General features: G+C 69.1%; 17 protein-coding genes. 1 reads left to right on the forward strand and 16 read right to left on the reverse strand.

The features are described from left to right. Positions 1–11: 11 nt before the first annotated feature. A complete protein-coding gene (locus NQZ70_RS28095; RefSeq protein ID WP_129576948.1) occupies positions 12–1,604 on the reverse strand; it encodes a hypothetical protein in 1,593 nt (530 codons plus the stop codon). Positions 1,605–1,621: 17 nt separating this feature from the next. Then, on the reverse strand, positions 1,622–2,722 hold the full coding sequence (locus NQZ70_RS28100) for a hypothetical protein (protein ID WP_237244123.1): 1,101 nt from the start codon (positions 2,720–2,722) through the stop codon (positions 1,622–1,624). A 220-nt stretch (positions 2,723–2,942) separates the two neighbouring features. On the opposite strand from NQZ70_RS28100, the gene NQZ70_RS28105 reads away from it, so the two are divergent. Continuing rightward, positions 2,943–3,524 carry an RNA polymerase sigma factor gene (locus NQZ70_RS28105; protein WP_129576949.1) on the forward strand — a complete coding sequence of 194 codons (582 nt, stop codon included), beginning with the start codon at positions 2,943–2,945 and terminating at the stop codon, positions 3,522–3,524. Between the two features lie 103 nt (positions 3,525–3,627). On the opposite strand, the gene NQZ70_RS28110 is transcribed toward NQZ70_RS28105, so the two are convergent. From NQZ70_RS28110 to NQZ70_RS28175, 14 genes are all read right to left on the reverse strand, one after another. Beyond that, positions 3,628–4,470 (reverse strand): hypothetical protein, encoded by an 843-nt coding sequence (locus NQZ70_RS28110; RefSeq protein ID WP_129576950.1) that lies wholly within the window; start codon positions 4,468–4,470, stop codon positions 3,628–3,630. A 1,216-nt stretch (positions 4,471–5,686) separates the two neighbouring features. Next, positions 5,687–6,487 carry a hypothetical protein gene (locus NQZ70_RS28115; protein ID WP_129576951.1) on the reverse strand — a complete coding sequence of 267 codons (801 nt, stop codon included), beginning with the start codon at positions 6,485–6,487 and terminating at the stop codon, positions 5,687–5,689. 772 nt (positions 6,488–7,259) lie between these two features. Next, positions 7,260–9,173 (reverse strand): DUF4157 domain-containing protein, encoded by a 1,914-nt coding sequence (locus NQZ70_RS28120; RefSeq protein ID WP_237244124.1) that lies wholly within the window; start codon positions 9,171–9,173, stop codon positions 7,260–7,262. Between the two features lie 111 nt (positions 9,174–9,284). Then, positions 9,285–11,114: a DUF4157 domain-containing protein gene (locus NQZ70_RS28125; RefSeq protein WP_129576952.1), complete on the reverse strand. Its 1,830-nt coding sequence runs from the start codon at positions 11,112–11,114 to the stop codon at positions 9,285–9,287. Between the two features lie 78 nt (positions 11,115–11,192). After that, the gene (locus tag NQZ70_RS28130) at positions 11,193–12,668 is read right to left on the reverse strand and encodes a contractile injection system tape measure protein (protein WP_129576953.1); all 1,476 of its coding nucleotides are present in this window, start codon (positions 12,666–12,668) and stop codon (positions 11,193–11,195) included. Beyond that, positions 12,665–14,257, reverse strand: coding sequence for a hypothetical protein (locus NQZ70_RS28135; protein WP_129576954.1), 1,593 nt, complete (start codon positions 14,255–14,257; stop codon positions 12,665–12,667). The genes NQZ70_RS28130 and NQZ70_RS28135 overlap by 4 nt, the downstream gene beginning before the upstream one ends. 4 nt (positions 14,258–14,261) lie before the next feature. Next, positions 14,262–16,244: a hypothetical protein gene (locus NQZ70_RS28140; protein WP_129576955.1), complete on the reverse strand. Its 1,983-nt coding sequence runs from the start codon at positions 16,242–16,244 to the stop codon at positions 14,262–14,264. A 22-nt stretch (positions 16,245–16,266) separates the two neighbouring features. Next, positions 16,267–17,568 (reverse strand): tail fiber domain-containing protein, encoded by a 1,302-nt coding sequence (locus tag NQZ70_RS28145; protein ID WP_129576956.1) that lies wholly within the window; start codon positions 17,566–17,568, stop codon positions 16,267–16,269. Positions 17,569–17,637: 69 nt separating this feature from the next. Then, positions 17,638–21,852, reverse strand: coding sequence for a baseplate J/gp47 family protein (locus NQZ70_RS28150; protein ID WP_129576957.1), 4,215 nt, complete (start codon positions 21,850–21,852; stop codon positions 17,638–17,640). Between the two features lie 15 nt (positions 21,853–21,867). Beyond that, positions 21,868–22,329 carry a hypothetical protein gene (locus NQZ70_RS28155; protein WP_129576958.1) on the reverse strand — a complete coding sequence of 154 codons (462 nt, stop codon included), beginning with the start codon at positions 22,327–22,329 and terminating at the stop codon, positions 21,868–21,870. Positions 22,330–22,336: 7 nt separating this feature from the next. After that, positions 22,337–22,753, reverse strand: a complete 417-nt coding sequence (locus NQZ70_RS28160) for a GPW/gp25 family protein (protein ID WP_129576959.1) — start codon at positions 22,751–22,753, stop codon at positions 22,337–22,339. Beyond that, positions 22,743–22,931: a hypothetical protein gene (locus NQZ70_RS28165; RefSeq protein ID WP_129576960.1), complete on the reverse strand. Its 189-nt coding sequence runs from the start codon at positions 22,929–22,931 to the stop codon at positions 22,743–22,745. Before NQZ70_RS28165 ends, NQZ70_RS28160 begins: the two co-directional genes overlap by 11 nt. Continuing rightward, positions 22,928–24,592 carry a type VI secretion system tip protein VgrG gene (gene vgrG / locus NQZ70_RS28170; protein ID WP_129576961.1) on the reverse strand — a complete coding sequence of 555 codons (1,665 nt, stop codon included), beginning with the start codon at positions 24,590–24,592 and terminating at the stop codon, positions 22,928–22,930. The genes NQZ70_RS28165 and vgrG overlap by 4 nt, the downstream gene beginning before the upstream one ends. A gap of 8 nt (positions 24,593–24,600) precedes the next feature. Next, complete coding sequence (locus NQZ70_RS28175) at positions 24,601–25,317, reverse strand: hypothetical protein (RefSeq protein WP_129576962.1); 717 nt, start codon at positions 25,315–25,317, stop codon at positions 24,601–24,603. Position 25,318 lies beyond the last annotated feature (1 nt).

Consider the following 25,318-nt stretch of genomic DNA (forward strand, 5'->3'; position numbering starts at 1 on the left):
CTCCGGGCCCTTCAGCGGGGCGGCTCAGGGTCGGGTGCATCGAACTGAACGTAGGGAAATGAGTGGCCCGACTCTCCCTTGCCCACAAGGTCGCCGGGAGCCGCATTGCCCGCGGGACCGCCTTCGCCAGCGCTTCCAGGGTGGAGAGACGCATCCGGGCCGATGCCCACGTAGGCGCCGATCGATGCGACGCCGTACGAGGGGCCCCCGAGGCCGCCGCCGGCATCGCCCCCGAGGCCGCCACGGCCGCCACGGCCGCCGGGGCACGCAGCCCACAGGTCATCGAATCCCTGTCCACCGTACCCACTCGGTCGTCCGACGCCGCCCGGCTGGCCCGTTCCGCCGACCCCACCGATGCCGCCCTTGCCCGCGGTCACGGTGGTCGCCTCGAGGGTCACCGAGCTCCCTGGCAACGCGACCACGCCGATGCTCGCCCCTCCATAGCCGCCGCCCCAGCCCCCCCGGCCCCCGCAGCCGCCGCTCCCGCCCGAGCCGCCGGCCGCGCCGCCCCGAGGACTGCCCGCTCGGCACGCGACCATGTCGCCTCGCCCCTTGCTGCCGCCCCCGCCGCCCCCCCCATGGCCGACGCCGCCCCTCTCCCCGTCCCGACCGCGAGTGCCGACCCATCCGTCCTCGGTGAGGTAGCCCATCCCCACCGCGCCGTCAGCGCGACCGGCGTCGGCGCCGTCGGGGCCAGGGGCCCCTTCCTTACATCTCGTGAGGGCATCCGCGCCTCGGCCCCCGAGACCCGTCTTCTCCTCGTCCTGGTTCCCCGCCGGCCTCGGCTGCCCCGGCGCGCCATCGCCCCCCGCGTCGAGCCCACCGTCGCCCCCGTATCCTCCGGTGGACTCGGTGCCGTCGTCGCACACCGTCACGACCGGAAGGGCACCCATCGGGAAGTCCTCCGTGCAGGCGGACGCGCCGTCGTTCCCCTCCACGCCGTCCTGCGCCCGCTCGCTATCCGCGTCCTTCCCCGGCTCCCCGTCCTTGCCGTCGCCCGCGACGATCGCGCTCGACCGCACGATCGCCCCGGCCCCCGCGCTCAAGATCATGGCGATCGACGACTTGCCATCGCGCGCGGAGGCGTCCGCCGCCACGACGCGCACGCCGAAGATCACCGACGTCGCGCCGTCGTCCCCCACGACCCGCAGCGGGACCCCCGAAGGCGGGGCGATGATCGTCGGGTGGTTGGCGCCATCGAACGACCACGCGCCGTCATCGCAGCTACGGCCACCCCAGACGTGGATTCCCGAGACCAGCGTGACCTCTTCCTCGAACGTCTCGCCGCACGCATAGACGTGGCGCCAGCCCCGCGCTTGCGCCTCCACGATCGCGGTCTGCAGCGAGCCGAACGGATCGAGGCGCGTGCCCGAGCGCGCGCCCTCTCCGGGAGCGCTGGCGCTCGCGAACACCCCGCACTCGTCCATCACGGGCCCTGCGCTCGGCTCGTTCACCTCGCACGGCGACGGCGGGGGAGCGAAGCACATCCGCTCGTCGCCGCAATCCTCGGTGTACGTGCAGCCGGAGAGCCCTCCCGCGCCACTCGTCGAGAGGGCGGCGACGGCGCACAGCCGCCGCACGTGTCGTCCCTGGAGAAAGTGCATGTCCCTGGCCCCTCGGATCACCGCACCCCGTGCGCCACGAGGCCGATCTGCCCTGGCGCTGCGGCCGGCGAGAGCGCGACGCTGGCTCCCGTGGGCTCGGACTCCAGGAAGGAGAAATCCGTGAAGAACGAGGCGACGGTCGCGGCGCCGAGCACGCCGCTCGCCACCATCATCGCCGTGCCGAGCGCCGCGAACCGATCTCGCTCTCGCCGGAGGACCGCCAGCTCGTTGCACGCCGAAGGCGGCGACGGTTCCCGGCACGCCCACGGCGTGAAGCCGAGCGCATCCAGCTTGCTGTTGCGCTCCTTGAGATCGCCGTCGGATGCGCTCGCGCGGACCATGAACAAGACGCCGAGAGAGGCCGTCGCCGTGGTCAGGCCGATGCCAGCGATGCGCGCCGCCCTCGGCCACGATGGCGCCGGCCCGGGGGCCTGCGCGCGCGCAGGGGGCGCTGCGCTCACGGGTTCGGGTACCGCGGGCGCCTCGTCGTTTGCGCTGCTCTCGGCCGAGCGCGGCAACTGGATCGTCATGACCGGCTCGGTCCCCGCCCGCGCGTCCAGCCCCTGGGATCCTTCCTCACGGCCCGGTGCTTGGGCCCGCACCATGTGCTTGCCAGGCTCGAAGAACAGTGTGTAGGTCCGCCTGGGTTGGCCGATGGACTTGCCGTCGACGAACACCTGGGCATCCGGCGGATCCACCGACAGATAGAGGGTGGCGAGGAACGGAACGGCCCTGGCCAGTCCGTCCGCGAATCCTTTTTGCTGCTCAGGAGAGAGCGCCTTGCGCCGCTCAAGGCTCCAAGCCAGGTGCTCCGCCGCGTCACGGAACTTGCGCAGATCGAGCTCGCAGAGGCCCAGCTCTCCAGCGATCTCGGCGGACTCTCTCTCTGTGACGGATGTCGCGTCGATCGCCTCGAAGGCCGCCTTGTAGGCGGCGTGTGCCTCGGTCCACTTGCCCGATGCCCGAGCTCGTCGGGCGCGGCGAAGATGGTCCTTTACGATCGAACCGTCGCTTCGTGCGGATGCCGGATTGCGGTCCTCCGCACGGGCCGGATGCGTGGTGCCGATCGCGACGCCGAGCGTCAGGCACATCCAGAGGGATTGCGCAACAAAACGCATGCGCGAACGGTACTCGCGCCAACCGTGGGGCGTCAACGGCGGTTAAAATTTCATGAGGTGAACGGTCGGACGAGAAAATCCCGTCCGTTCGTGGAATGTTGCACGCTACGCGTGCAGTCGCGTGCTGCGCAAGTCCACGCGTCGCACCTTGTCCGACCGACGCTGGGGCGGCCCTGCATTTTTTTGAAGCCCTCCAGACGGCTCAGGTGTTCTACCGGTTATGGGCGAGCCAGGCAGCCCCCCCACCGGCTTCGAGTTCTTCCGGCGCCTCGCGCGGCGTTTCGGTGTCCCTGCGCGAGACGCGGAGGACCTCGCGCAGGACGCCTTGCTACGGGAACTGGAAGCGGATCAGCGGGTCGAGCTCGGGGAGGCCCGAGCGGCCTACGGTGCCACCATCGTCCTGAACCTGGCGCGGAACCACGTCCGGAACGCACGCCGTCGGGGGGAGGTCCTGACCCCGTTCGACGATCACGAGCTTCACGCGGAGCGCCCGACCCCGGAGGAGATGCTCGTCGATTGGATCGATGTGGCCGATCCAGCGCCGGACGCCGCTGCTACGATGGAATCCGACAGCATCAGGACGGCCACCATCGACGCGGTGAACGCGCTCGATCCGAAGCTGCGCCTTGTTCTCGTGGCACACGATCTGAACGGAGTCTCGATGGCCCAGATCGCCGAAGACGCGGGGCTGCCTCTCTCTGTGGTTTACAAGCAACGCATCAAGGCCATCGGCGCGCTGCGCGACATCATCGGACTTCGGGAAAACATGGAGGACTTCGCCCGGAGAGTGGGGCCGCAATGACCATCAAAGGCCTGGTTGTTCACTTCCGGCGCGACTTGGACGACCACGAGGCCGAGCGGACAATCGACGCTCTCTTGATGATCAAACCGGTGGGGTCCGGCTGTCACGCGCTCGGCGGCTGCTCAGGCGCGCCCGGCGCCGCGGCCGGCGGCGGTGTCGCGGCTGCCGCCGGCGTCGGCGCGGCGGGCTCGTCCTCGCCGGTCTCCGGGTTCACGTCCGCGATCGCGCGCCGCGAGCGCAGGTATTGCCCGATGGCCTCGTCCTGCTGAAGGATCGGCGCGAGCAGCGCGAGCCGGGCCTCGGTCCCCTCGCGTGTGCGCTCGTGGTGCTTGCCCAGGATGATGGCGAGCGCCTCGAGCAGGAGCCCCTGGCCTTCGGCGCGCGCCGCGCGCACCCGGCCCCAGTCGATGAGCGACGGCGGCGGCGCTTCCAGCGCCTCGCGGTACTGGACGGCGAGATCCGCGAGGCGGGTGACCAGGCGGCCCAGGCCGAACTCCTTCACGGCCGGGGCGAGCTCGCCCTTGAGCAGGGCGACGATATCGTCGACGGCCGCGAGCTCATCGATATAAGGCAGAGAGGTGATCGCCTGCACGCTCACAGGGAAGATCGGCTTCAGGAAAGCCGCCACCTCCTTGTGGACGGGATCGTCGGGTGCGGCGCCCTGCGTCTGCGCGACGACATGATCGCGGATCGCGCCGAGGGTGCGGTCGACGAGCACGTCGATGCGCTGGGCGGCGGGGTTCGCCCCCGTGGCCACGGGCTCGCCGGCCCAGCGGCGCTCCAGCGCGCGGGTGGCGAGGTCGTGCTCGATGGCGGCATCGCAGTGCTTCACGAGCTCCGTGAAGCGCTGCTCCTTGGCGATGGCGCGGACCTGACGGAGCGCGAACAGCCGGCGCCCGGTGGTGAGGACATGCAGGTTGAAGATCGACTCGAGTGTACCATCCATGGAATCCTCCCTTCGGGGGAAGCGGCGAACGTACACGGAAGGAGCCCACGGCCGGCAAGCGGAAAGCACGGAGTGGTGAGCGGATAGCACGGAGTCGACGCGCTCGACCCAGCGCGCCATCGAGCCGGCGCCGCTCACCATGGCGCTTTCGGCTCGCTGCCCGATCGCCGGGCGAGCGTAGCGCTCGACGAGGATCCGGCCCCTGTTTCCAGTCCACCGGGAGCAGGGGCCTGTAGCTCAGGGGAGCGTTACCAGGGCTCCGCTCGTACAATCTGCTCGAGGGGGGTTCGACCCCCCTCCAGCCTGGCCTCGGGCCTGGTCGCAGGGGGGTTCGACCCCCCTCCAGCCTGGCCTCGGGCCTGGTCGCAGGGGGACTCGACCCCCGTCCAGCCTGGCCTCGGGCCTGATCGCAGGGGGGCTCGATCCCCCTCCAGCCTGGCCTCGGGCCTGGTCGCAGGGGGACTCGACCCCCGTCCAGCCTGGCCTTGGGCCTGATCGCAGGGGGTTCGACCTCCGTCCAGCCTGGCCTTGGACCTGATCGCAGGGGGGCTCGATCCCCCTCCAGCCTGGCCTTGGGCCTGGTCGCAGGGGGACTCGACCCCCGTCCGGCCTGGCCTTGGGCCTGGTCGCAGGGGGACTCGACCCACGGCGCTGCGCGATCTCGGCGGTGAGATCCTCGGGCAGCGTGCTCCCGGCCTCCACCGCGCCCGAGCCGCGCGCATGATCCTCCCAGACCGGGAGATCGCCGCCTGCGAACGAGAGCGCCCCGCCCGGGCCCCCCTGGCCGGAGCGATGTCGGGGCCGGGCGCGGGGAGCGAAAGGTCGACGTACGCCGCGGAGGATCGGAGCTCGGCCACGCCCGCGAGCGACGCCTGGATCTGCTCCAGCAGCGCGGCGTGGAGCTCCGCGCGCCGGGCCTCCTCGATCTCGTCGAGCCCGATCTCCCAGGTGTACGACGCGCCCTTCCCGCGCAGGATCCGGTGCGCGAAGAGCGCCGGATCGAGCGTGGGAAAGGCTCCGAGCGCGAAGGCCGAGGTGCGCGAGAGCAGGGCTCGCTCGACCTCCTCCGCGTCGCCCCGCGTGACGGCGATATCGAAAAGGAAGACGTTCCGTGACATGGCAGGTCCCTTTCGGCGGTGACGTCTCCGAATGAAACCGACGAGACCTGGCGTCGTCATCTTGAGAGAAATTAAACGGGGTGCTCCTTCCCGCTCGGTCAGCGCGGCGAGGCCGCTGCGCGGCGCGCGTCGAGGAGCGCGGCGCGGTGCTTCACCGAGCCGGCGACAGCGAAGGTCGGCTCCCAGGCAAGCGCCTTGTCCCACGCGTTCGCCCGCGCCCGTTCGAGCTGGTAGGAGGTGGTCACGCGGTCCTCCCGCTGCTTCACGAGCTCCTCCTTCATCTTGCCGCTCTCGTCCTTCGGGACCGCAAGCTGCCCCGTTTCCGGGTCGATCTCGCCCTTGCGGAAGTAGATCACCATCCGGATCTCGTCGACCACGGGGCCGTCCTGCTTCTTACCGACCTTCTCGCGCGCCTCCTGGGCCTCGAGCACCAGGAGCAGCGCCAGGCTCTCCACCGAGTAAAAGATGCTCGGGCTCCGGACGCCGTACAACGTGTGGACGCGGACCGCCCCCCGAGCGTTTCCGGCAAAGGCGCGGGACAGCTCGTTCCACAGCTTGTCCGCCTCGGGCGCGTAGTCGATCCCATTCCCCGAGAAATTGATGCTGTCGAGGAGCTCCCCGGCGAGGGTCATCTCCACCGAAGCCGCGTCCTGATTGCCGCCCTGGCTCTCGGCCTCGGCGGCCCGCCGGGCGGCAGCCTGAGCGGCCTTGTAGTCGATCCCGCCCGTCCACAGGTGGGTGCCCGCGCCGCCCGAGATCCCCTTCTGCGGGGCCCCGCCCCCGGCCCGCAGCTGCGGGTTCGTGGCGTCGATCCTCGCCGCGAGCTCCTTGGCCATCTGCTCCAGGCGACCGTCGAAGACGCCCTTGCCCGCGGGCGTGGCGTCCGCCTTGGCGACCACCTGCTCGATGAACCGGCGCGCCCAGTCGATGACCCAGCGGAGCTTCAGGCCCGGATACCGCTCCTCCAGGACGGCGACCCGCGCCGAGAGGCGGAGGTTGGCCGGGTGGGTCTCCCAGTCGAACTCCGGTGGCGCAGCCTTCCCGGCGGAGCCCGGCCGCGCGGCCGCGAGGGAGGAGGCCGCCTCGAGCAGCCGCTCGGCCCCCTCCGCCGGCTTTTGCGCCAGCGCCTCGGAACGCGGCCGTGTCGACCCTCGGCGCTCCGGCCGGCGGCGCGCTCGAACGCGGCGCCCGCGCGGCGCCCTCCCGATCCGCGAACAGATCAGCCCCGAACGCCCGCTCCAGAGATGCGCGCACCGGCTCGGCCAGCGGTCGGGTCAGCGGCGGCGCCCTCCGCGGCAGATGCATCGGCGCCGGAGGGCGGGCCCCCGACGTGCGGGTGGTGTTCCCCGAGGTCTTCGGAGCGGACCGGTCAACGGAGATTTGCATGAGACTCTCCTCGGCGCGGGCGGAGAAACGAGGCGGCCCCGCGCGTCACCGCCAATCCTGCGACCAACGAAGCCGCGGTCGCGCCTCTGCGGATCGAGGACGAGCGCCCGGAGCGCAGCCGGATGCTCACAGGTCAGCGTCGATTTTTTCATGGCCGCGCGTCGAGCACGCCCCGGCCGCACGGGGGTCAGATCGCGTTCCTGCGCCGCCGTGGCGCGGGGGCGTTCACGCGGGCCGGTGGGGCGGACGCTCGGCTGTGCTCGGGAGGGGCGAGGCGTGGTTTCATCAGGCTGGTACACCCTCCCTGTGCGTCGCTGCCTCTTGATTCAGGAATCGGAAGATCAAATTGACGATGGCAACCAGTTTTTTCTCCACGAGCGCATTGATCCTTTGAACGGTGCCAGGATCGACATCCTTACCCGTGATCTCTCTCACGTTTCGCTGCCAGACACCGGCACCGAAGTAACTCTGATCCAGCCGCTCGATCCGCGCCCTGACCTCGATCTTGCGGTCGACGGGAGGGGCGTTGCCCGCGTTCGCGTCATTGACGAGCGGCGTCAGCACATTGATCAATTCATCGTTCCGACCTCCGGCCGCGGTGTTCTCTGATGTCGTGTGGCGGCCCGAGTGCGGGACGGGGCCCAATGTCCTTCGCGCGGCAGCCAGCAGTCGAAGGCCCTCCTTGATCTGTCCGCCGCCGCCGACCCCCTCAAGGGTGCCGACCATCTCGTTGTAGATCGTGCCTTCCGTGTCCCGCGGGAGGCGATAAAATGTATTTGGCTCGATGGGATAGCTCGTGAGGATCTGCGGGTCCTCGGCGATCTCGTCGCGCAGCTGCATCTCTGCTCCGTAGACGGCTTTCAGGACTCTGCGCATCAGGTCCGTCACACCGCCGGTCGTCAGGTTGTAGCCGAAGGTCACGAAATGCGCCTCGATCCCCTCATATTCGGGCTTCGACTCCTCCTCGCCCAGCGCCTTCATGGCCGCGCTATTCACATCGTTCGGGACCACGAACGGCATGTCGTCGTCTCCCAATTTTCGCCATACAAAGTTGTGATTCTTCTCCAGCTTATCTCTGATGTTGCCAGCCTCGGGGCTCGCCGCGGCCTCCTTCCGCAAGGTGGCGAACGGCACCGCCTCTCGGATGTTCCCCTCTGTCCCTCGATCCCACACCAGGGTCCCGATGCTGACGGGCGGCCCGCTCCACCTGTTGAAGACGCCGGCGCGGATCCTGTCCAGATCCTTCTCGGCCGGTTCGTGCCTGTTCCCCTCATACGGCTTGTTGAGCATGACCGTGAGGCCGAGGTCGTGAGGGTCCGCCTCGGTGCCGCCGAAGCGCACAACGAGATCGTTGAACCCCTGCCCCGGGATCGCAATGGCTTCGTACAAGATCGCTCGCTGCTTCTTCGGATCCTGAGGCCATTTCTCGGGATCCGTGCGCCCCCAGGCCACTTTGCCGTAATCGCGGTAAAACCTCCGCTGCCTTCCGTTGATGTGGTAATTGCCTGGCTCCCTGGGGCCGGTGGCTTCGTCCGGAGTTCGTTGCGCGACCAGCGGCGAGCGCTGCAGAGAGCTACAGGCCAGGCTGCTTTGCGGGGCGCGCGTGCCCGATGCAGGGACTTGGTCCCCCCGCGCCGCCTTGGCCCCCAGCGCATCGGCCTCTGTCTCGAGCGCCGGGTCATCATTGATCGCCACCCCCGCGATCGTCTTGGTGGGCCTGACCCTCCCGGCCCGTTGCTGCATGACGTGCGCGAGCTCGTGCCCGAGCAGCGCCTGCCCCGCCCGCGTCTCCGGCGCCCAGCGCCCCGGCGCTACGTGGATCTCGCTCCCCTGCGTGTACGCCACCGCCCGCAGGGCCGCCGCCCGCGTCGAGCCCTGATGCACCCGCACGCCGGAGAAGTCGGCCCCGAACGCCGCCTCCATCTTGGCCTTCACCGGCGACGGGATCCCCGTGGAATTGACGCCGCGGCCCGGTCCGCTCCCGGTCCCCACGCCGGGCCCAGCCGCCTTCGCCGCAGCCGCAAAGAACTCAGCCCCGAACGCCTGCTCCAGCGCCGCTCGGGTCGACGCGGCCGGCGGTCGGGGCAGCAGCGGCATCGCCCTCCCCCGCACGAGCAGCGGCGCCGGAGCGCGGGCCCCCGACGTGCGGGTGGCGTTCCCCGAGGTCTTCGGGCTGGACCGGTCAACGGCGATTTGCATGAGACTCTCCTCGGCGCGGGCACTGAGACGAGGCGGCCCCGCGCGTCACCGCCGTTCCTGATGACCTTGAACTTGTCGAGGGGCGGCGTCTTCTCCACGTGCACGCGCTTGCTACGGCTGGATAGTGTCGCGGGATCTCTTGATCGCTTCCTCGATGTACTGCACCTCCTTCTTGGAGATGTTGGCGCCTGTCTCCAGGGGTTTGAACATGGCTTTCCCCTGGGGCTCCGGGACGTTCTTACCCGCGGACTTGACGAGCTTCCATTCCATCTGGATCGTTTCGACCTTGTGCTTTGCGTCGCTGTCGGGATTTCCGACCGACCAGTCTACCTCGAGATGGTCGTAGTTATCGTTTTTGCCGGCCTCGGTGGCCAAGATTCGGACGTTAGACTCGAAAGGGATCATATGGGTATTGGCGTCGCGGGTGCCGACCACCAGGTTGGTGCCGTCGGTGGCGCCGCCGAGCCCTGCGCCGCGGACGTGGAGCCACTCCCAGCGTTGCTGTTGGTAGCCTGGCACTTCGGCCAGCCAGGCGTAGCCCGTGGCGTTGGTGTTCGCCATGTTGGCGTATTGACCCTGTCCCCGGTCCTTCGGCACCGGCGTGTCCTTGAAATTCGCGCGCCAGTTGGGAGCGCCGAGCGGCTTCAAGTTGTTTTCCACCTGGGTGAGCAACCCAGACCCAGGGAGAGCTCCGGCCTGTTTGTTGCCCAAGACGACCCTGCTCCCCGCGGCCTCGGTCCTGACTCTCGAGTCGGCCTTGAACACCGCATTGGCGTCGGTCAGTCGCTCGGTGTCGATCTCGATGTCCTCGATGAAGCTGTTGTCTTGCTGCTTCCCGGCGCTCGCGGTGCCAGCGTTGAGCACCTCGACATCCATGGCGTGGGCGCGACCGGCGGCGCTGAAACCACCGGCGTTGACGGGAAAACTCGTTTTGATGTTAACGAGTAGACGATTGACTTCTCGTGCCTTTTCCTGTATCTCGTCCCAGTAGTCTTCCTTGTACGTGTGCGAGCTCTGACCGTGAGCGCTCGCTTGATTCACGTGGCGGGAGGGCCTTTGGCCCTGAGGGCGCTCAGCTACGTTCGCGGCGTCGTCGCGAAGGTTCTTCGCGGCATCGAAGCCGTCCTTGGCAGCCTCGACCCACTCATTGAGCTGTTCGAGATCATCCTTATCGTCATCGCTGTCGAGGGTCGGGCTAACCTGCTCGGTGTGCGCGGTGATCTTTTTCAACTGCTCCTTGATCGATTCGAGGAGCTCGTCCATCTTTTCTTTCAGACCCTCTACTTCCGGTTTCCTCTTCACGCGCTGGATGACTCCCGTGATGGCCCTCTGGACGAGCGGCGCGGTTGTGCCGCGCGATGGTCCGGGCTGCAGCTCCGCGCGGCTCCGGTCTTGCTGGACGGCGCGCTCCCCTGCTGCGGCCGCCCTGGCTCCCAGCGTGTCCGCCTCCGCCTCCAGCGCCGGATCATCGTTGAGCGCCACCCCCTTGTACTGGGCCGTCGCCTGTACGCGCCCTTCTCGCTGCTGGACCACGTGCGCGAGCTCGTGCCCGAGCAGCGCCTGCCCCGCCCGCGTCTCGGGCGACCAGTGCCCCGGCGCCACGTGGATGTCGCTCCCCTGCGTGTACGCCACCGCCCCCAGCGCCGCCGCCCGCGTCGAGCCTTGATGCACCCGCACGCCGGAGAAATCAGCCCGGAACGCCGCCTCCATCTTGGCCTTCACCGGCGACGGGATCCCCGTGGAATTGACGCCGCGGCCCGCAGCCGCAAAGACCTCAGCCCCGAACGCCTGCTCCAGCGCCGCTCGGGTCGACTCGGCCGGCGGTCGTGCGGGCGGCGTCGTTCTCCGCTGCACGAGCGGCGGCGCCGGAGAGCGGGCCCGCGAGGTGCGCGTGGCGCTCTGCGAGATCTTCGGAGTGGACCGGTCAACAGCGATTTGCATGAGACTCTCCTCGGCGCGGGCGGAGAAACGAGGCGGCCCCGCGCGTCACCGCCAAGCGTGCGTTCAACGAAGCCGCGGTCACCACTCCACAGAGAGCGGCGCCTCCATCCAGGGCTGCTTCACCCAGCTCATCCCCCAGGGAAACCGATCCAGCACCACGTCGTACGAGGCCCGCTCCACGCGGAGGAGCCACGCGCCGTCACGGGCAGAGAGCGCGCCCTTGCGAATCAAGAACGAGCCACGGAATCCGGCGATCGACATCTCCCCCAGGATCGGCGCGCTCGCGATCGCCGCCGCGAGCAGGTTGAGGCACTCCTCGGCCTCTGCCTCGGTGACCGGAGGACCGAAGTCGAAGACCTCTGTCATTCGCATGCCAGAGAGCACGCGGGTCAGGGGAAGCTGGTACTCGGCCGGCTCGAGATCCCCCGTGCAGAGGTGCTGGAGCAGGCCGGCAGCGCGGTGGAGGGCGCGCCGATCCTTGAACTGCGTGTCGGCAAAGAGATCCAGGCGCTCGAACAGGTGCCCGAGGAAGGGCCAGAGCACCACCAGCCCGGCGTTGTCCACGTAGACCTCGTCGGCGTCGCTGTACGCTGGATCGACGGACAGCTCCTGGTCCGCAGCCGCGGCCCCCGGATCGCTCGACGGATGCTCTCCCCGCGTCTCGCGGATCGGCCTCTCTACGACCGCGCCGGGACTCTGCCCGACCGCCCCCAGCGCGCCCGGCCAGGCCGATGGGCTCGGCCCCAGGGGCCCGTGGAGCCCCGAGAGGAGGGACCCGAGGGTCACGCCGGCCTCCAGCGCGATCCGGGCCAGCGCGTCACGCCAGAAGCCCACCCGCCCGTCGCTCGGGCTCTCCTCGACGCACGCCGCCCGCAGCGCGCCCGTCCAGACGCACGCCCGGAAGCCGTCCGGAGTGGCCCCAGCGACCGCCCGGTGCGCGCGCAGCAGGGCGACGAGCTCCACCGGCATCGAAGGGAGGTCGGCTTGCGAGGACGCCACGAGAGCGTCGAACAGGGCCCAGAGCTGCGCGTCGCGGCTGTGGCGGACGATCCTCGTCAGCGCGCCGCCTTCGCGCTCGAGCGCCCGGATCAGCGCCGCGAGCGGGCGCGCCGCGCGCTTCAGGAGCAGCCCCAGGGTCTCGTCCAGGAGCCGCGGTCGCGTGCTGTCCGCCCACCAGGGGAGCGCGCCGGTGCGGGCGAAGAACGCCACGAGCTCCAGCCGGGAGATCACCTCGGGATCGAAGCCCCGGAGCGCGGTCTTCTCGTCCTCCTCGCGGATCCGCGCGGCCAGCGCCTCCCGCAGCAGCGGGCTGAGCTTGTCGACCAGATCGCGCTCCAGGTGGTCGGGATCGATCCGCCCGAGATCCACCTCGACCAGCGCGATCCGCTGGAGGCGATCTGGAGCGCCGAGCTCGGTGCAACACCGATCGATGACCGCCTCGAGGCGCTGGGCGTGGATGCGGCTGAGCTCGGTTTGCAGCCGCCACGCCGCCTCGCGATCCTGGACGGTCACCTCCAGGATCTGCCGGCGGATCTGATGGCGCGGCGCGGTCACGGCTCTGTCGCCGCGGGTTCGGGGGCAGCGCCGAGCTCGCTGGGTGGGCCCTCCTCGGCGACCGGGGTCACCGTAACCGATCGCTTGGCGACCCACCCGATCCCGGTGCGGGCCTTGATGGCCATCACGTCGACCGCGCCGCCGAGGGGCAGCGGCGCGATGTCCACCAGGGGATCGAGCGGGCGCACGTGCGCCGGATCCAAGGCCGCAGGCGCCGGCGGATCGCGCGTGATCACGAGATCCATCTCGACCCGGAGCCCCCGACGCGGAACCTTGTCGGACGCTTCCGGCTCGGTCGCCGCGATGCCCTTGTTCATCGACGGGTCCCGCTCGTCGAGCCGGTGGAAATACGCCGGCAGGCCGAGCTCGCTGGCCTCGTTGCTCGGGTAGAAGTGGTAGAAGACCCCGGGCTGGCCGCCCGAGACGAGCAGCGTGCCGCTCGCGCCGTCGGCGTTCGCCGCGATCTGCAGCACCAGCGGGGGCGCCGGCTCCGGCCTCACCAGGACGACCGCCGCCTGCTCGAGCTGCACCGCGGACTCGAGCGACGCGCCGGCCGCCGTGTGGATCTTGCGTGCCTGCACCACGACGATGCTGTCGTCCAGGAGCGGCCCCACGCCGAGCTCTACGACGCCGCCGTTGCCCGGCATCGCGTCCCCGTGCTGCACGGAGCCGGCCGGCGCCTGCCAGAGCGCGGGAGGCCGCGGGGTGTACACCTCGACGCCGGACGTGCCGGGGACGGCGATCGCCACGAGGGCAGACCCCGCGTCGGGCACGAAGTCCACGGTGGAGAGCGCGCGGACGTGGGCGCTGTAACGCACGTTCGGCTGACTCCCAGCGATGGTGATCGTGGCGCTGCCCTGCGGCAGGACCGGTGATCCGACGGCCGACACCACGAGCTCCCGATCGGCGCGGACCGCGATCGGCAGCTCCGCGGTGAGCACCGCGTGGAGCGGGGCGCGCCCTTCGCCCTCGTCGAACGTCCTCTGGACGTCGACCCGGATCACCGTGTCTTCGGTCACCCGGCTGGCCGTCAGCGTGATGGCGCCGTCCTTGTTCCCGCTCACGCGCTCGGGGGGCGTCATGGGGATCGGGCTCCCCGCGGCGTCGATCAGCCCGTACGTCGCGCCCGCCTGGCTGCCCGTGATGCTCACCAGAACGCGGCTCCCGTAGTCGACGAGGCGAGGCACCTCGGCGATCTCGGGCGTCGAGACAGGGAGATCCGTGGCAAGCCCCACCTTCACCGTCGCGGTCTGGAACAGGAAGGTCTCGCGCGTCAACGGATCGAGCTTTTTCGCGCGGATCCGGAAGGTCTTGTCCTCCCTGTCGATGATCGGCCCCTTGAGGACCGCCTTCTCCCCGGTCCCGTCCACGGAGCAGGCGGGCACCACCGGCGCGTCTCCGTCGAACAGCTCGTACCTGACGCCCGCCTGGGCGGGATCGATGGTGATCTCGCAGGGGGCGCCCACGTTGACGGTAAGCTGCGCTTCTTGAACGTCCACGTCCCGGATCGGGGTGGTCTCCCCGAGCCCGAGGAGATCGATGAGCCGGTCCCGGGCGCAGCGCACGTCGATAGGTCTCGCGGTGGACATGGTTCTACGAGCTCCGCTCCTCCAGGTGTACGCCCAACGTCGCGGCGAGGACCTCCCGCCGCTTCTGCAACCACTGCCCGTGAGCCGTCCGGAACGCCGCCCAGGCGTCGGCCGCCATCCAGAGCACATACGGTGTCAGGTGGGCCGGCGTCTCCGCGCGGAGGGTGTTCTCGACGAGCTGCTTGAACGCTGGATCGCTGAATCGCCCCACCCCGTCGGGGAGGACGAACGTCAATCGCAGCGAGTAGGGGTCCCTCTCCCGCGCGGCCGAGAGCAGCGCGGGCGGCCTGTCCGTGGGCGCGTCCGTCGGCCCGGGGCGCTCCTGCTTTTCGTCGCCCGGCATCGGTCGGAGCAGGATGTGCTCGACGACGGTGATCTCCTCACCTCCGGCGAGCCCGAGCGTGACGCGGAGCCGCTCCTCCAGCCCCGACATGTTGGCGGGGCCAAAGGGCGCGAGGCCATCGAACCCCGTCCCCCGCGCGCTGCTGATCCGGGGATATCGCTGCAAGAGACGCTGCTTGCGCCGCGCTCGCTCCGCCGGCGAGATGGTCGCTTCGTGTCCGCCGATCGGCTCGGCGAAGCGGGCCAGGAGGTGGTTCAAGAAGCGGTGCTTCCGCTCGAGGGAGGCGACCTCCTCTGGGGTCTCCACGAGGTCGCTGAGCCGGGCCCGGTGCCCGTCGTCGAGCGCGCGGATCTCCTCGAGCCGGAGGCCGGGCTGGTCCAGCACCTGCGTGAAGTACGTCCGCGTGCCGTCGCCGTGGGAGAACAGATCCTTGACGTTGGCGAGCTGCGCGAACGCGCTGGCGAGGAGCTGATCGAAGAACATCAGGTACGCCGCGAGCTGCCTCGCCTGCGCCTTGCGCGCGGGCGTCGCCGAGTCCGGTAGCCCCATCTCGCCGACCCCGTAGAGCGTCGGGAGGTGCTGCTGCACCGAGGTGTACGCGCCGACGTTCCGGTCGCGCCCCGCGGGCACCGCGAGCGCGCTGTCGCCCGCGCCCCGGGGGGCGGCCGGCGCCCTCGCCGGCTTCGCCTGGGCGATCACCCTCCCGGCGCTCATCAGGGTGATCACGGATGCATCGAAGTTCATCCTCGGGACCCGATCGGGGTCGACCGGCAGGGACCACTCCTCCTTGGCGCCGCCCGTGGAGACGCGGATCCGGCTCACCGCCCGCACCGCCGCGATGTCCGTGATCGCGCGCATCAGATCGGAGGTGTGGATCACGGTCCGCCGCGTCGCGTTCGCCAGCACCTCGTCGGAGAGGAACCCGTGCTCGAGCCGGGGCCCCTCGAACATCGCCTCGACGCTGGCGCCGGCGCCGAGCCTCTGCGAGAGCGTCGCGAAGGGGATGGGCGGCGAGATCTCGTCGGCGATCGCGCGGCCGATCTCGTTCAGCAGCGCCGCGGGGTCGTCCACCGGCGTGATCTCCACGGTGGCCTCGACCTGGATGAGCTGCGGCTCCAGCACCGTGATCTCGGCGAAGTCCTCGCAGAGGGGGCGGTTCTGGTGGAGCCTTCGCGCGACCCTGGCCCGGACCTGGGTGCCCTGGCTGTGCTCCGACGCCTCGATGAGGACGCGGTAGAGGCCGCGCAGGCGGACCGGCTCGGAGGCGACGTCCTTGGGCGCGAGGCGTATCTCCCGCTCCACGGGGAGGTAGTAGAGCTGGAGCGCGTCCGCCGTGGCCGGCTCGACCCAGGCGTTCTTGACGCCTTCCACGTCGAGGACGAGCCGGCGGAGGTCGGCTGGCGTCACCGGGTGCGAGGTGAGGATCTCCGCCGGCAGGTGGAGGCTCTGGTACGGATCGGCTCCGCCGTCGGCGAGCAGATCCGGGATCTCATACCCGGCGCGGTAGCCGAGATCCGAGAGCGCATAACAGAGCTGCTCCAGGATGGTGATCCCCGGATCGTGGGCGTTGAAGTCCGTCCATTGCCCGCCGGTCATCCGCTCGAGCTGACGGATTCCCTCTTGGCGCAGAAGAGCGTAGTCCATCGTATGGCTCCAGGTGGCGCGCTCAGGTGGTGCGCGCGAGCTTCAGCGCCTCGACCTCGGCGGCGAGCTCCTTCACCGCCTCGATGAGCGGCGCCACGAGGCGCGCGTAATCGATGCCCTTCGTGCCCTCGTGGGTCGCGGATACCAGCTCGGGGAAGACAGCCTCCACGTCCTGCGCGATGAGCCCGATTTGCAAGCCGGAGCTGATCTTCTCGTCGATCCAGCGATAGTGCACCCCCTGGAGCTGGAGCACCCGCCCGAGCATGGGGCCAAGCGGCGCAATGTCGCGTTTCAGCCGGCGATCCGAAAAAAATGGCACCATGCCGTTAAGGTAGACTTGGCCGTTGGAGACGAGCAGCCTCTCCGCGCCATACTGCCAGATGGAAACGGTGTCGTCGGGGTCGTTGCTGGTGCCGATCTGGAGCTGGGTCGACTCGCCGCTGACGACCATGTAACGAATCCACGCCGCATCGCCGCTGCCACCGCCGGGATCGGCGGGGAACATGATGCCGTTGCTCGCGGAGTTGCCGACCGAGGGCGTGATCGCCCCCCCGACCTTGACGTTGCCGGTGACGTTGAGCTTGTAGCTGCCCGGATCGGCTGTGCCGATGCCCACGTTACCGTCCTTGATCACGAGCATCGCAGCGCCGCCGGCGCCGGGATCGAGCGCGCCGTCGGCGTGCACGCCGCCCTTGTGAAAGGCGAAATGGTTGTCGGTGCGAAAGTACATGGTGCCGTTCTGGATGCCGATTCCAAACCTTTCAGCCCACAGGTTGAGCATCTGGCGAGTGGTGGAGCCAAAGCTCATGCGCGCCTTGCCGTCGGCGCCATCGACGAGGATGTTCCCTGCCACCCGGAGCTTGTTGCCGGCCGGATCGGCTGTGCCGATGCCCATGTTGCCGTCCTTGAGCACGAGCATCGCGGCGCCGTCGGCGCCGTCGACGAGGACGTTCCCCGCCACCCGGAGCTTGTTGCCGGCCGGATCGGCCGTGCCGATGCCCACACCGCCGGTCGTGGCATCGATGAAGAGGCGGTTTTGGCCGTCGCCGTCGCCGATGCCGAGTCCCTTCTTGCCGCCGGCTTGCAGGCTCAGCGCCCAGGCGGGCTTGGTGTCCGTCGCGAAGCTCTCGTAGAGGTGGATCGCCGGCTTGTCGCCGGCCGTCGACGCCGCGATCTGCGCCGGCTGATCGGCCGACTTGACGAGGCCGTCGTCCTTCTGGTTCAGCCCCGCGTCGATGAGATCCCTGAAGTTGCCCTCCGTCGGCAGGGCGTTCTTGACGAAGTATGCCTTCAGCTCGGAACGGCTCTTCTTGTTGATTTCCATGTGTGCGATTGCCTTTCTCACCGAGCGACCGACACGTCGCCTCGGGCGCCTGAGCGTGATCCCAGGCTCTTAGTGGATGAAGAAATCGAGCTCGAGCGTCATGAAGTTGATGCCCGTCATTCGCGTTTCTTCGTACAAACCTTCGCGGAGAATATCGATCTGGTGCTCTCTGGCCGAGGTGAGGACCTCGTCAGGCCTCATCGTCCCAACGAAGGCTCCGCTCCCGTCGGCCGGGGGCGACACCAGTTGGAACCTCTCTCCATCGTCGCTGCGAAAGAGCTTGATGCCAGCGACGAAGTCCACGTAAGGGCGGCGCTCGACGAAATCGACGATGCTGTTGGCGTAAATCCTCCCGCCGATGGCGAGCTCAGCGCCCTCGGCGTAGGCCCAGGGAGCGAGAAAGCGGTTGAGATCGTCGTTGAGCCGCTGGGTGTAGTAGGCGTCGTTGCTGTCGGCCCGGAAGCGCACGCCGAGGCGGACGCGGACGGCCACGTAGTGGGCGTTCACGACCGCGATCGAGGCGGAGGCGGGGGCCCGCGCCGAGAGGTGCTCCCGCACGTCCGTGAGCAGGCTCGCCGGCGCCTTGGGCTCGAAGGGATCGGCCGGCAGCTTGTTCCGGACATCGGGGATAATGACGACCTTTACCTTCCCGGGCTCGCCGAGCGTCGGCGGGACGCACTTGGCCCGGTAGATCTCCGGAAACCGATCGAGGACCAGGCGCTCGTAGTCCCACACGGTGAGCGCGCGCTGCTTGTGGCGGAGGCGCTCGCTGACGCGCGTGGCCCAGGTGTCAGCGCCCTCCGCCGTCCGGCCTCCGTAGGACGCGTAGCGCTGGCGCACGCCCGCGATCTCCGGGATCGCCGAGCTCAGCTTGGTGATGGTCCCGGCGGGGAGGGGCTCGCTGAAGTGATCCGGCGCGTTGTCGTGGTTGACGAAGGTGGCTGTCACCGCCTGGGTGTGAACCGCTATGGTGTCACAGAGGCTCCGTGGGTCCCGCTCCACGGCGGCGCGGATCCAGTAGAGATCGCCGCGCAGGCGGGTGCTGGGCTCCGCCGGGTCGAGGGCGAGCTCGACGATGCCGGAGTTGGTGAGGCCACGGGTCGTGTCCGAGATCAGACGGTGCCCGAGGGGGATCCAGCGGTCGCCGCTCAGGTAGCTGAAGCTGACGGGCTGCGGCGGCAGATCCGGGTTGGCGCTGCCCTCCGCCATCTGGAAGAGGATGGAGACGGTCTGGGGCGGGGAGAGGTCGCGCAGGCCGAGGTAGAGCTCGCCGTCGTTCTCGTATCTGGGCAGGAAGGAAAGGCCGGCGCTCGATCGCTCTCTCTCCCCGTCACAGGCGCCGAAGGGATGAACGTGGAACACCCGATCGACGCCCGCGGCCCGCGGCGCGCCGTCGAAGCGGAGCTCCAGCGAGGACGCGTAATCGAGGGTCAGGCTCTTCAGCTTCGGCGTGTAAGGCGGGTTTATCTGGTACTGCGCGGCGTTGACCGCCGCGGGGTTACTGGCGACAGCAACCGACAGGGCGAGCGCCTTGCTCGAGGCCACCACGGGGTAGCTCCCGTGCTGGAAATCCGGGGCGTTCAGCTCCCATTGCAGGGTGCGCCCCGAGGCCGACAGGTCCTCGTCGATCGAGCCCTCGACGAGCGCCTGGGGGTCGGCCGCCGCGGCCGCGGTGAGGGCGGTGGTGACGGTGATCGAGGTCGGATCGGAGCTCTTCGCGCCGAAGAGCGGCGCTGCCTTGACGAGCTCCGTCGCCCCGCGTCGGTCGATCAAGCTGACCTTGGCGGTGAAGGCGAAAGGGGCAGCCGGATAGTTGGCGTAGTGAGACGCGAGGTCCGCCGGCGCTCCCATCCACTGGAAGCTCATGGCCAGGCTGTCGAGCTTCTTGCCTGCGATCTCGGGGTGTCCGATGAGGAGGCGCGATCCGACGGCCGGCGCGCTGCCGAATGGCTCGAAGGGCTTCTTCGCATCCAACGTCATCTCGTCGTTCTGGAGCGCAATGGCCCTGAGCCCTTGGACCTCCACCTTGAGGTGTGCCGACACCATCAGGAGGTCGCCGAGCTCCCGGTAGCGGACCACGTACTTCTGGTCTGCCCCGCTCCAGATCGGCCGGAGCATGAGCCGCAAGATGGGCCACGGGCTGTCCATCCCGGCGAGCCCCGCAGGCGGCGCCGCGATCGGGTCGACGCCGGGCGGCAGGGTCAACGTGAATCGAGCTCCGAGGGGGTCGCCCTCGGACGTCGTGCCGGTCAGAACCTTGTACGAACCGATCTGCACCCCGACGGAAGTGCACTCGACCCAGCCCTTGGCGGTGCTGAGCTGGAAGAGCAGCGGATGCTCTCCGCCCTTGAGGAAGAGATCCTCGAGGGGGGTGCGCGCGGGGCTGAACCCCAGGGTGAGGGTGATGACGCGCTGGCCTTCGCCGAGCACCAGCAGCGGAGAGCAGAGGGCCCAGCCGAGGACGGGCTCGGGAGCGGGGTCCGTGCTCGAGGAGGGCCGCGCCGCCCCGAAGGTGGCCCATGCGGGAGCGCCTCCCGCGGTGCCCTTCGGGCGGATGGACACCGTGGTGGCGTCCTCCGCCGGAAATAGGTTGAACCACTCCTCCTTCTCCGCCGGCGGCTCGCCGAGCCGATTGCGCTGGGCGATCTCCAGGAGGGCATAGATCCCCTCCCAGTCGCTCGTCGTCGCGGACTCCTGGAGCTTGGCGAGATCCGGCTTGCCGAGGTAGGGCTCGAGGCGCTCCATCGCGGCGGGGTCGTCCTCCGAGCTCGGGTCCTCGCCGAGCACGTACCGGATCAGGTCCACGAGGCGCGCCGGCGGCGTGGCCTCGTGGAGCCGCCGGAGCTCGTCTCTGCGGTCCTTGCGGAGCTTCTCCCGGTGGGCCTCTTCGAGGATCGAAAAGACCTGGCTCCAGTCGTCCTGCGGCGTGTCGAGGACCTCGCCCATGGCCATGGCGAAGCTCTCCACCGGCATGTAGAAGTACCCCTCGAGCACGAGGACCTCTCCCCAGTACGCCTCGATGCCGTCCGTGCCGACAGCAGCCTTCGCGTTGTCGGCGAAGGCCGTGACGTCGGCGGGCAACAGCCGGTAGTCGGGGTCGTTCCGCCGCTTCTGCCCGGCGCTCTCGAGGATGCGATTGATCTCGCCCCACGCGGCGTCGAACCGCCTCTTGAGCTGCATCATCCGTTCGAAGTCGGCGAGCGCGAAGTACAGCGTCCCCTGGATGAACGCCTGCACGTCGCCGCGCGCCCGGTGCTCGTAGAGATCGTCGACGGTGCTCACCTGGGCGAGCGTGCCGTAGGTGAAAGGCCCCACGGCCTCCTGGAGGTTCGCCTCCAGGTCCCGCGAGCTCCGGGCGAGCGCGAACGGAGCGCCCCTCTTCATGGTGCCGGCGAGCTCCAGCGCGGCGTAGATCTCGCCCCACTCGGAGGGCGTCTCCGCGCGCTCCTTCCTCTGCTCCATGAGATCGCGCAGCGTGGGGGGCGACATGAAGAAGTCGCTGTCCGAGCGCTTCGCGAGGACGCGAAGGCTCGTCAGCTTGGCGAAGTCGACCGGCTGAGCGGAGCCGGGATAGGGCGGAAGCGCATCTCCGATCGCGAGCGCGAACATCGCCTCGCTGGCCCGCTGCTTGTCGTTCGCGTGGCGGCTCGAGATCTCGCGGAGCCCCACGCGCCGTCGATCGATGAAGAGGGAGCTTACCTTTTCGACCTGCGTCCGGTTGACGACGAGATCCCGATCGGTCGCATAGATCCGGGCTCGTCCAAGGCTGTCCGGGCCCGCGTCGAGGAGCGTCCCAGCGGGCAGCAGGACCTCCCGGCCGCGGGAGGCGAGATCGACGATCAGGTTCACCCGATCCGGGACGGGCGGCCTCCGGGCCATCCGCAGGACCTGGCGATAGTAGAAGTCGAGGTGCCGTCCTGTCAGCGTGTTGAGCTCGGCCCGCGATTTCTCGAAGAGCTGCAGGAACGCGAGGAAGAGGACGAAATGTGGCCGGTAGAGCTCGGGCGCGGCCTCGGGGGTGAACTTCTCGGGCTCCCGGAGGAACGCCGCGACGTCCTCGGGCCGGAGCTTCGCGTCGACGAATCCGCTCCAGTCGCCCTCCGGCCCACCGCCGGCGCCGTAGTACGTGAGCTCTTTGCCGTAGGCGCGCGCGAACGAAAGGAGCTCCGCGGACGTTCGCTCGTCCACCGAGACGTAGCCGGGATCGAGCGCGGCGAGCGCGCGCCCCGCCTGGCTCGTACCGTCGCGCTCTGCGCCCGCAGGCTCTCTCGACGTGCTCGACATGGATGGCTTTGCCTTTCAGGTTCCCTTGAAGATCTTGTTGGTCGTCGTGAACATGCCCTTGCCCTGGTACTTCAGGGTCGAGTCCGGGATCGGCGGCCCCGGCCCCTTCGGCGGCTGCTTCGCCGGGTTCTGGACCTCGAACGTCGCGGTGAACGTGGTCCCTTTCAGGAGGACAGCATTGTCGCCGGTCTTGGTCTTCTCCGCCTTCTGATCGCTCCCGAGGGCGGCGATCTTCAGCGTCCCCTTGCCCGGGATGGAGTACCCCGGAATCACGTAATAGCAATTGGCGACCGAGACCTTGCCCTCGTCACCCTCGACGCAGAGCTTCTTCCCGTTCAGCGTCCCTGGGCCGCTCCCCTCCAGCTTTCCGGGCCTGGGATGGACGAGCGCGGGCGTGAAACTGGGCAGGAAGATCGCCTTGTCGCCGTCGACGAGGATGAGTCTTTCTTCCTCGGGGCTCTTGAGCTTTTTTTTCATGGCGCTCTCACCACCCGGGGAGGGTCGCCTCCGTGAGATAGAACGGGAAGACCATGTTGAAGCGCGAGTTCGTACCCCTGATGGTGTAGTTGACCGCGATGAGCACGCAGCCCGGCTGGGTGTCGCTCGCCGCGACGTCGATCCGATCGACCTGGATCCGCGGCTCGTGCTCGAGGATCGCGTCCGAAAGGAGCCGCTCGATGGTGTTGATCAGCCCCTGATCCAGCTCCTCGAACACCAGGCTCGCGAGGTCGCAGCCGAACGTCTCCGCAAGGACCCGCTCGCCCGGCGAGGTCCCCACCAGGATCTGCAGGCTCTGCTGGACGTCGGCGGGGCCGGAGACCATCTCCACGTCAGCGCCGCCGCGGCTGAACGAGGGCGGGAAGGCCCAGCCTCGACCGAGGAAAGAGCTCTCAGGTTGCATCCGGCTCCTCCCGGTCGGGCTTGCCGGCGAGCTGCTCGCTTGCCTGCTGCTGCACCTTGGCGACCAGCGCGTAGACCTTGGCGAACGGGAGCAGCCCCACCCCCTCCAGGATCAGGTTCGCCTCGTCCACCGTCACCGAGAGATGGATTTCTCTCACCTCCTGCCTCGATTGGCTCATTTGATGTCGACCTCCTTGCCGCTGATCGTGACGTTGCCGTCGATCTTGAGATTGAGATGCTTGCTGCTCGTGATCTCGATCCCATCCTTACCCATGGTGATCGAGTTCTGAGTGATCGAGTCCTGATCCCCCTTGCTCTTGCTCTTGATCTCGATCCCACCCTCACCCATGGAGATCGAGTTCTCGTGCCGGTCGGAGAGGACGATCGATTTTGCGCCGTCGTCGGGGTCGAGGAATTGTATCGTCGTCCCGAACTTGGTCACGATCCCGCTCTTGTCGTTCTTTTTGCTGGGCTTTCCCATCACCTTCGGGGGCGCGTTCTTCGACCCGAAGAGGGCCCCCAGGATCACGGGGCGGCGCGGATCGTCGTTGAAGAAGCCCACCACCACCTCGTCCTTGGGCTCCGGCCGGAAGAAGTACCCGCGCGCCTTGCCTGCGTCGGGCGCGGCGAGCCGGGCCCAGACGGCCTTGTCCTGCTTCGCGTCGACCCCGGGGAGGATGACCTTGACCCGGAGCTCCTCGTCGGGATCGTCCTCGAACTCTGCGACGACGCCGATCTGCAGCCCGCTCACCGCGGGCAGGAGCCCGGCCGCAGGCGCCTCGCGGATATCCTCCTTGCGGGAGAGCTCCTCGGGCGAGAGCCCGAACTGCACGTCGGTCCGCCAGCCCGACGCGTCGACCCGGTGGCGGAGCCCCGTCACCAGCGTCTTGCCGTTGAAGCGCTTGCCGATCCCCTCGACCTCCATCACGTCGAGGAGCCCGATGTCGCCAAAGCCCGGCACCGCGATCCGCCCGCGGAGCAGCGCCATGCGGCTCCTCGCCATGCGGGCGTCGGCCCAGGCTTGGAGTTCCTCGGCGACGACGGGGACCGGGTGGGAGAGCGTACAGGTGCCGTTGCCGACCGCCCCGCCGAGCTTGCCCCCGTCGAGGTTCCCCTGGGTGGCGTGGGCGCTCTTCGCCTTGCGGGCCGGCGTGGGCTTCTGCTCCTTGGGATCCCAGGCGACGCTCTCCACGGCCTCGTACTGGTGCTCGGCGTCGGCCTCGATCTCGACGTCGAAGATCTCGCTGATGCCATAAGAGAAGCAGTGTTTGGGCGCGCCTTCGATCTCCATCTTACGGAGCGAGATCTTGCCGTCCTCGACGACCACGAGGAGGCCGAGCGCGCCGGCCCGTGAGAGGATGAAGTCCCACGGCGTGGCGTGGTATTGCACCATCTCCGCGTGCTCCGGCCTCGTCTCGGCGATGGTGCCGACCTCGAGCTCCGCCGCCTCGATCAGCTGTTTCACGATCGCGCCGTCGGTCATCTTCCGGAAGACGGCGCTCCGCCGCGCTCCGGTCAGCCTGACCGCGGCGTCCTTGAGCCCGATCACCAGGACGGAGCCGTCGTCGCCAGCCTCCACCCCGTGCCGCACCACCACCCCCTTGAAGACGCACCGGTCTTCTTCCCCCTCGTACCGGAGCTTGATCTCGATCTTCGCCCCCGGCGCGAAGAAGCCCGTATCGCTGATAGCGAACGCCTGCTGCGCGGCGTCGCCGTCGAGCACGCGCAGCTCCGCTCGGGGGATCCGGTCGACCTCTCTCCGGATGTCGATGGAGATGAGCTCGCAGGCCGGGTCCATCGGCTTGCCGTCGCTGAGGATCGTGGAAGTCACCGCGGGCATGGCGCCGTCTACCCTTCCCCGGAGGTGCCGGCGCCCAGGTTGGCGAGCGGCGGAAAGAAGATCTCCTGGCCGGGGATCAGGCTCCTGAAGTCGTCCAGGCGGTTCCACCGCGCGACGTCCAGGTAGCGGGCGGACGAGCCATAGATGTCCTTGGTCAGCAGCGGCAGCGTGTCCCCGCTGCGCACGATCCGGCTGTGGGTCAGATCCGGCGACGTCTTGCCCTCCTCCCTGGCGCGCGCTTTGGCGGCCTTGTCGGAGATCAGCGTCACCTCGATCTCTGCCCGGAGCGGGGTGCCGTCGCGCTCGAACGCGGTGTACTTGATGTCGACCGCGGAGAGACGACAGGAGAACTTCAGCGAGCCCCACTCCACGAGGAGGTAATTGGGCTCGTGGATGTCCCCGTTGTAACGGAAGGTGACGTCGAGGAACGTCTTCACGCGATCCTTCACGCTCTTCCGCACCGGCGCGACGATTCCCATCGACTCCACGCCGGTGCCGTCGACCACCAGGGTGAGCGTGAGCTCGCTCGGCTTGCTCTGGCTGTACGAGAGCTGCGGCCCGCTGGAGCCCACCCCCTGCTTGGCCCCCCAGGCGATCGCGTAGCGCTGCGAGAACGACGCCGGGTTGAACATCGCCTCGAACGGCGCCCCGCTCGGCTGCCGGCGCCCGACGTCCTTGAACGCCGTGATCTTGAGCTTCTCGAGCTTGAAGAGGTTCAGTCCCACG

The organism is Sorangium sp. So ce836, assembly GCF_028553905.1.
Taxonomy (GTDB): Bacteria; Myxococcota_A; Polyangia; order Polyangiales; family Polyangiaceae; genus Sorangium; species Sorangium cellulosum_D.

Bases quoted from the DNA above. Each gene is read 5' to 3' on its own strand.
- NQZ70_RS28095 (WP_129576948.1), bottom strand. From the start codon at position 1,604: ATGCACTTTCTCCAGGGACGACACGTGCGGCGGCTGTGCGCCGTCGCC.
- NQZ70_RS28100 (WP_237244123.1), bottom strand. From the start codon at position 2,722: ATGCGTTTTGTTGCGCAATCCCTCTGGATGTGCCTGACGCTCGGCGTC.
- NQZ70_RS28105 (WP_129576949.1), top strand. From the start codon at position 2,943: ATGGGCGAGCCAGGCAGCCCCCCCACCGGCTTCGAGTTCTTCCGGCGC.
- NQZ70_RS28110 (WP_129576950.1), bottom strand. From the start codon at position 4,470: ATGGATGGTACACTCGAGTCGATCTTCAACCTGCATGTCCTCACCACC.
- NQZ70_RS28120 (WP_237244124.1), bottom strand. From the start codon at position 9,173: ATGCAAATCGCCGTTGACCGGTCCAGCCCGAAGACCTCGGGGAACGCC.
- NQZ70_RS28125 (WP_129576952.1), bottom strand. From the start codon at position 11,114: ATGCAAATCGCTGTTGACCGGTCCACTCCGAAGATCTCGCAGAGCGCC.
- NQZ70_RS28135 (WP_129576954.1), bottom strand. From the start codon at position 14,257: ATGTCCACCGCGAGACCTATCGACGTGCGCTGCGCCCGGGACCGGCTC.
- NQZ70_RS28140 (WP_129576955.1), bottom strand. From the start codon at position 16,244: ATGGACTACGCTCTTCTGCGCCAAGAGGGAATCCGTCAGCTCGAGCGG.
- NQZ70_RS28145 (WP_129576956.1), bottom strand. From the start codon at position 17,568: ATGGAAATCAACAAGAAGAGCCGTTCCGAGCTGAAGGCATACTTCGTC.
- NQZ70_RS28150 (WP_129576957.1), bottom strand. From the start codon at position 21,852: ATGTCGAGCACGTCGAGAGAGCCTGCGGGCGCAGAGCGCGACGGTACG.
- NQZ70_RS28155 (WP_129576958.1), bottom strand. From the start codon at position 22,329: ATGAAAAAAAAGCTCAAGAGCCCCGAGGAAGAAAGACTCATCCTCGTC.
- NQZ70_RS28160 (WP_129576959.1), bottom strand. From the start codon at position 22,753: ATGCAACCTGAGAGCTCTTTCCTCGGTCGAGGCTGGGCCTTCCCGCCC.
- NQZ70_RS28165 (WP_129576960.1), bottom strand. From the start codon at position 22,931: ATGAGCCAATCGAGGCAGGAGGTGAGAGAAATCCATCTCTCGGTGACG.
- vgrG (WP_129576961.1), bottom strand. From the start codon at position 24,592: ATGCCCGCGGTGACTTCCACGATCCTCAGCGACGGCAAGCCGATGGAC.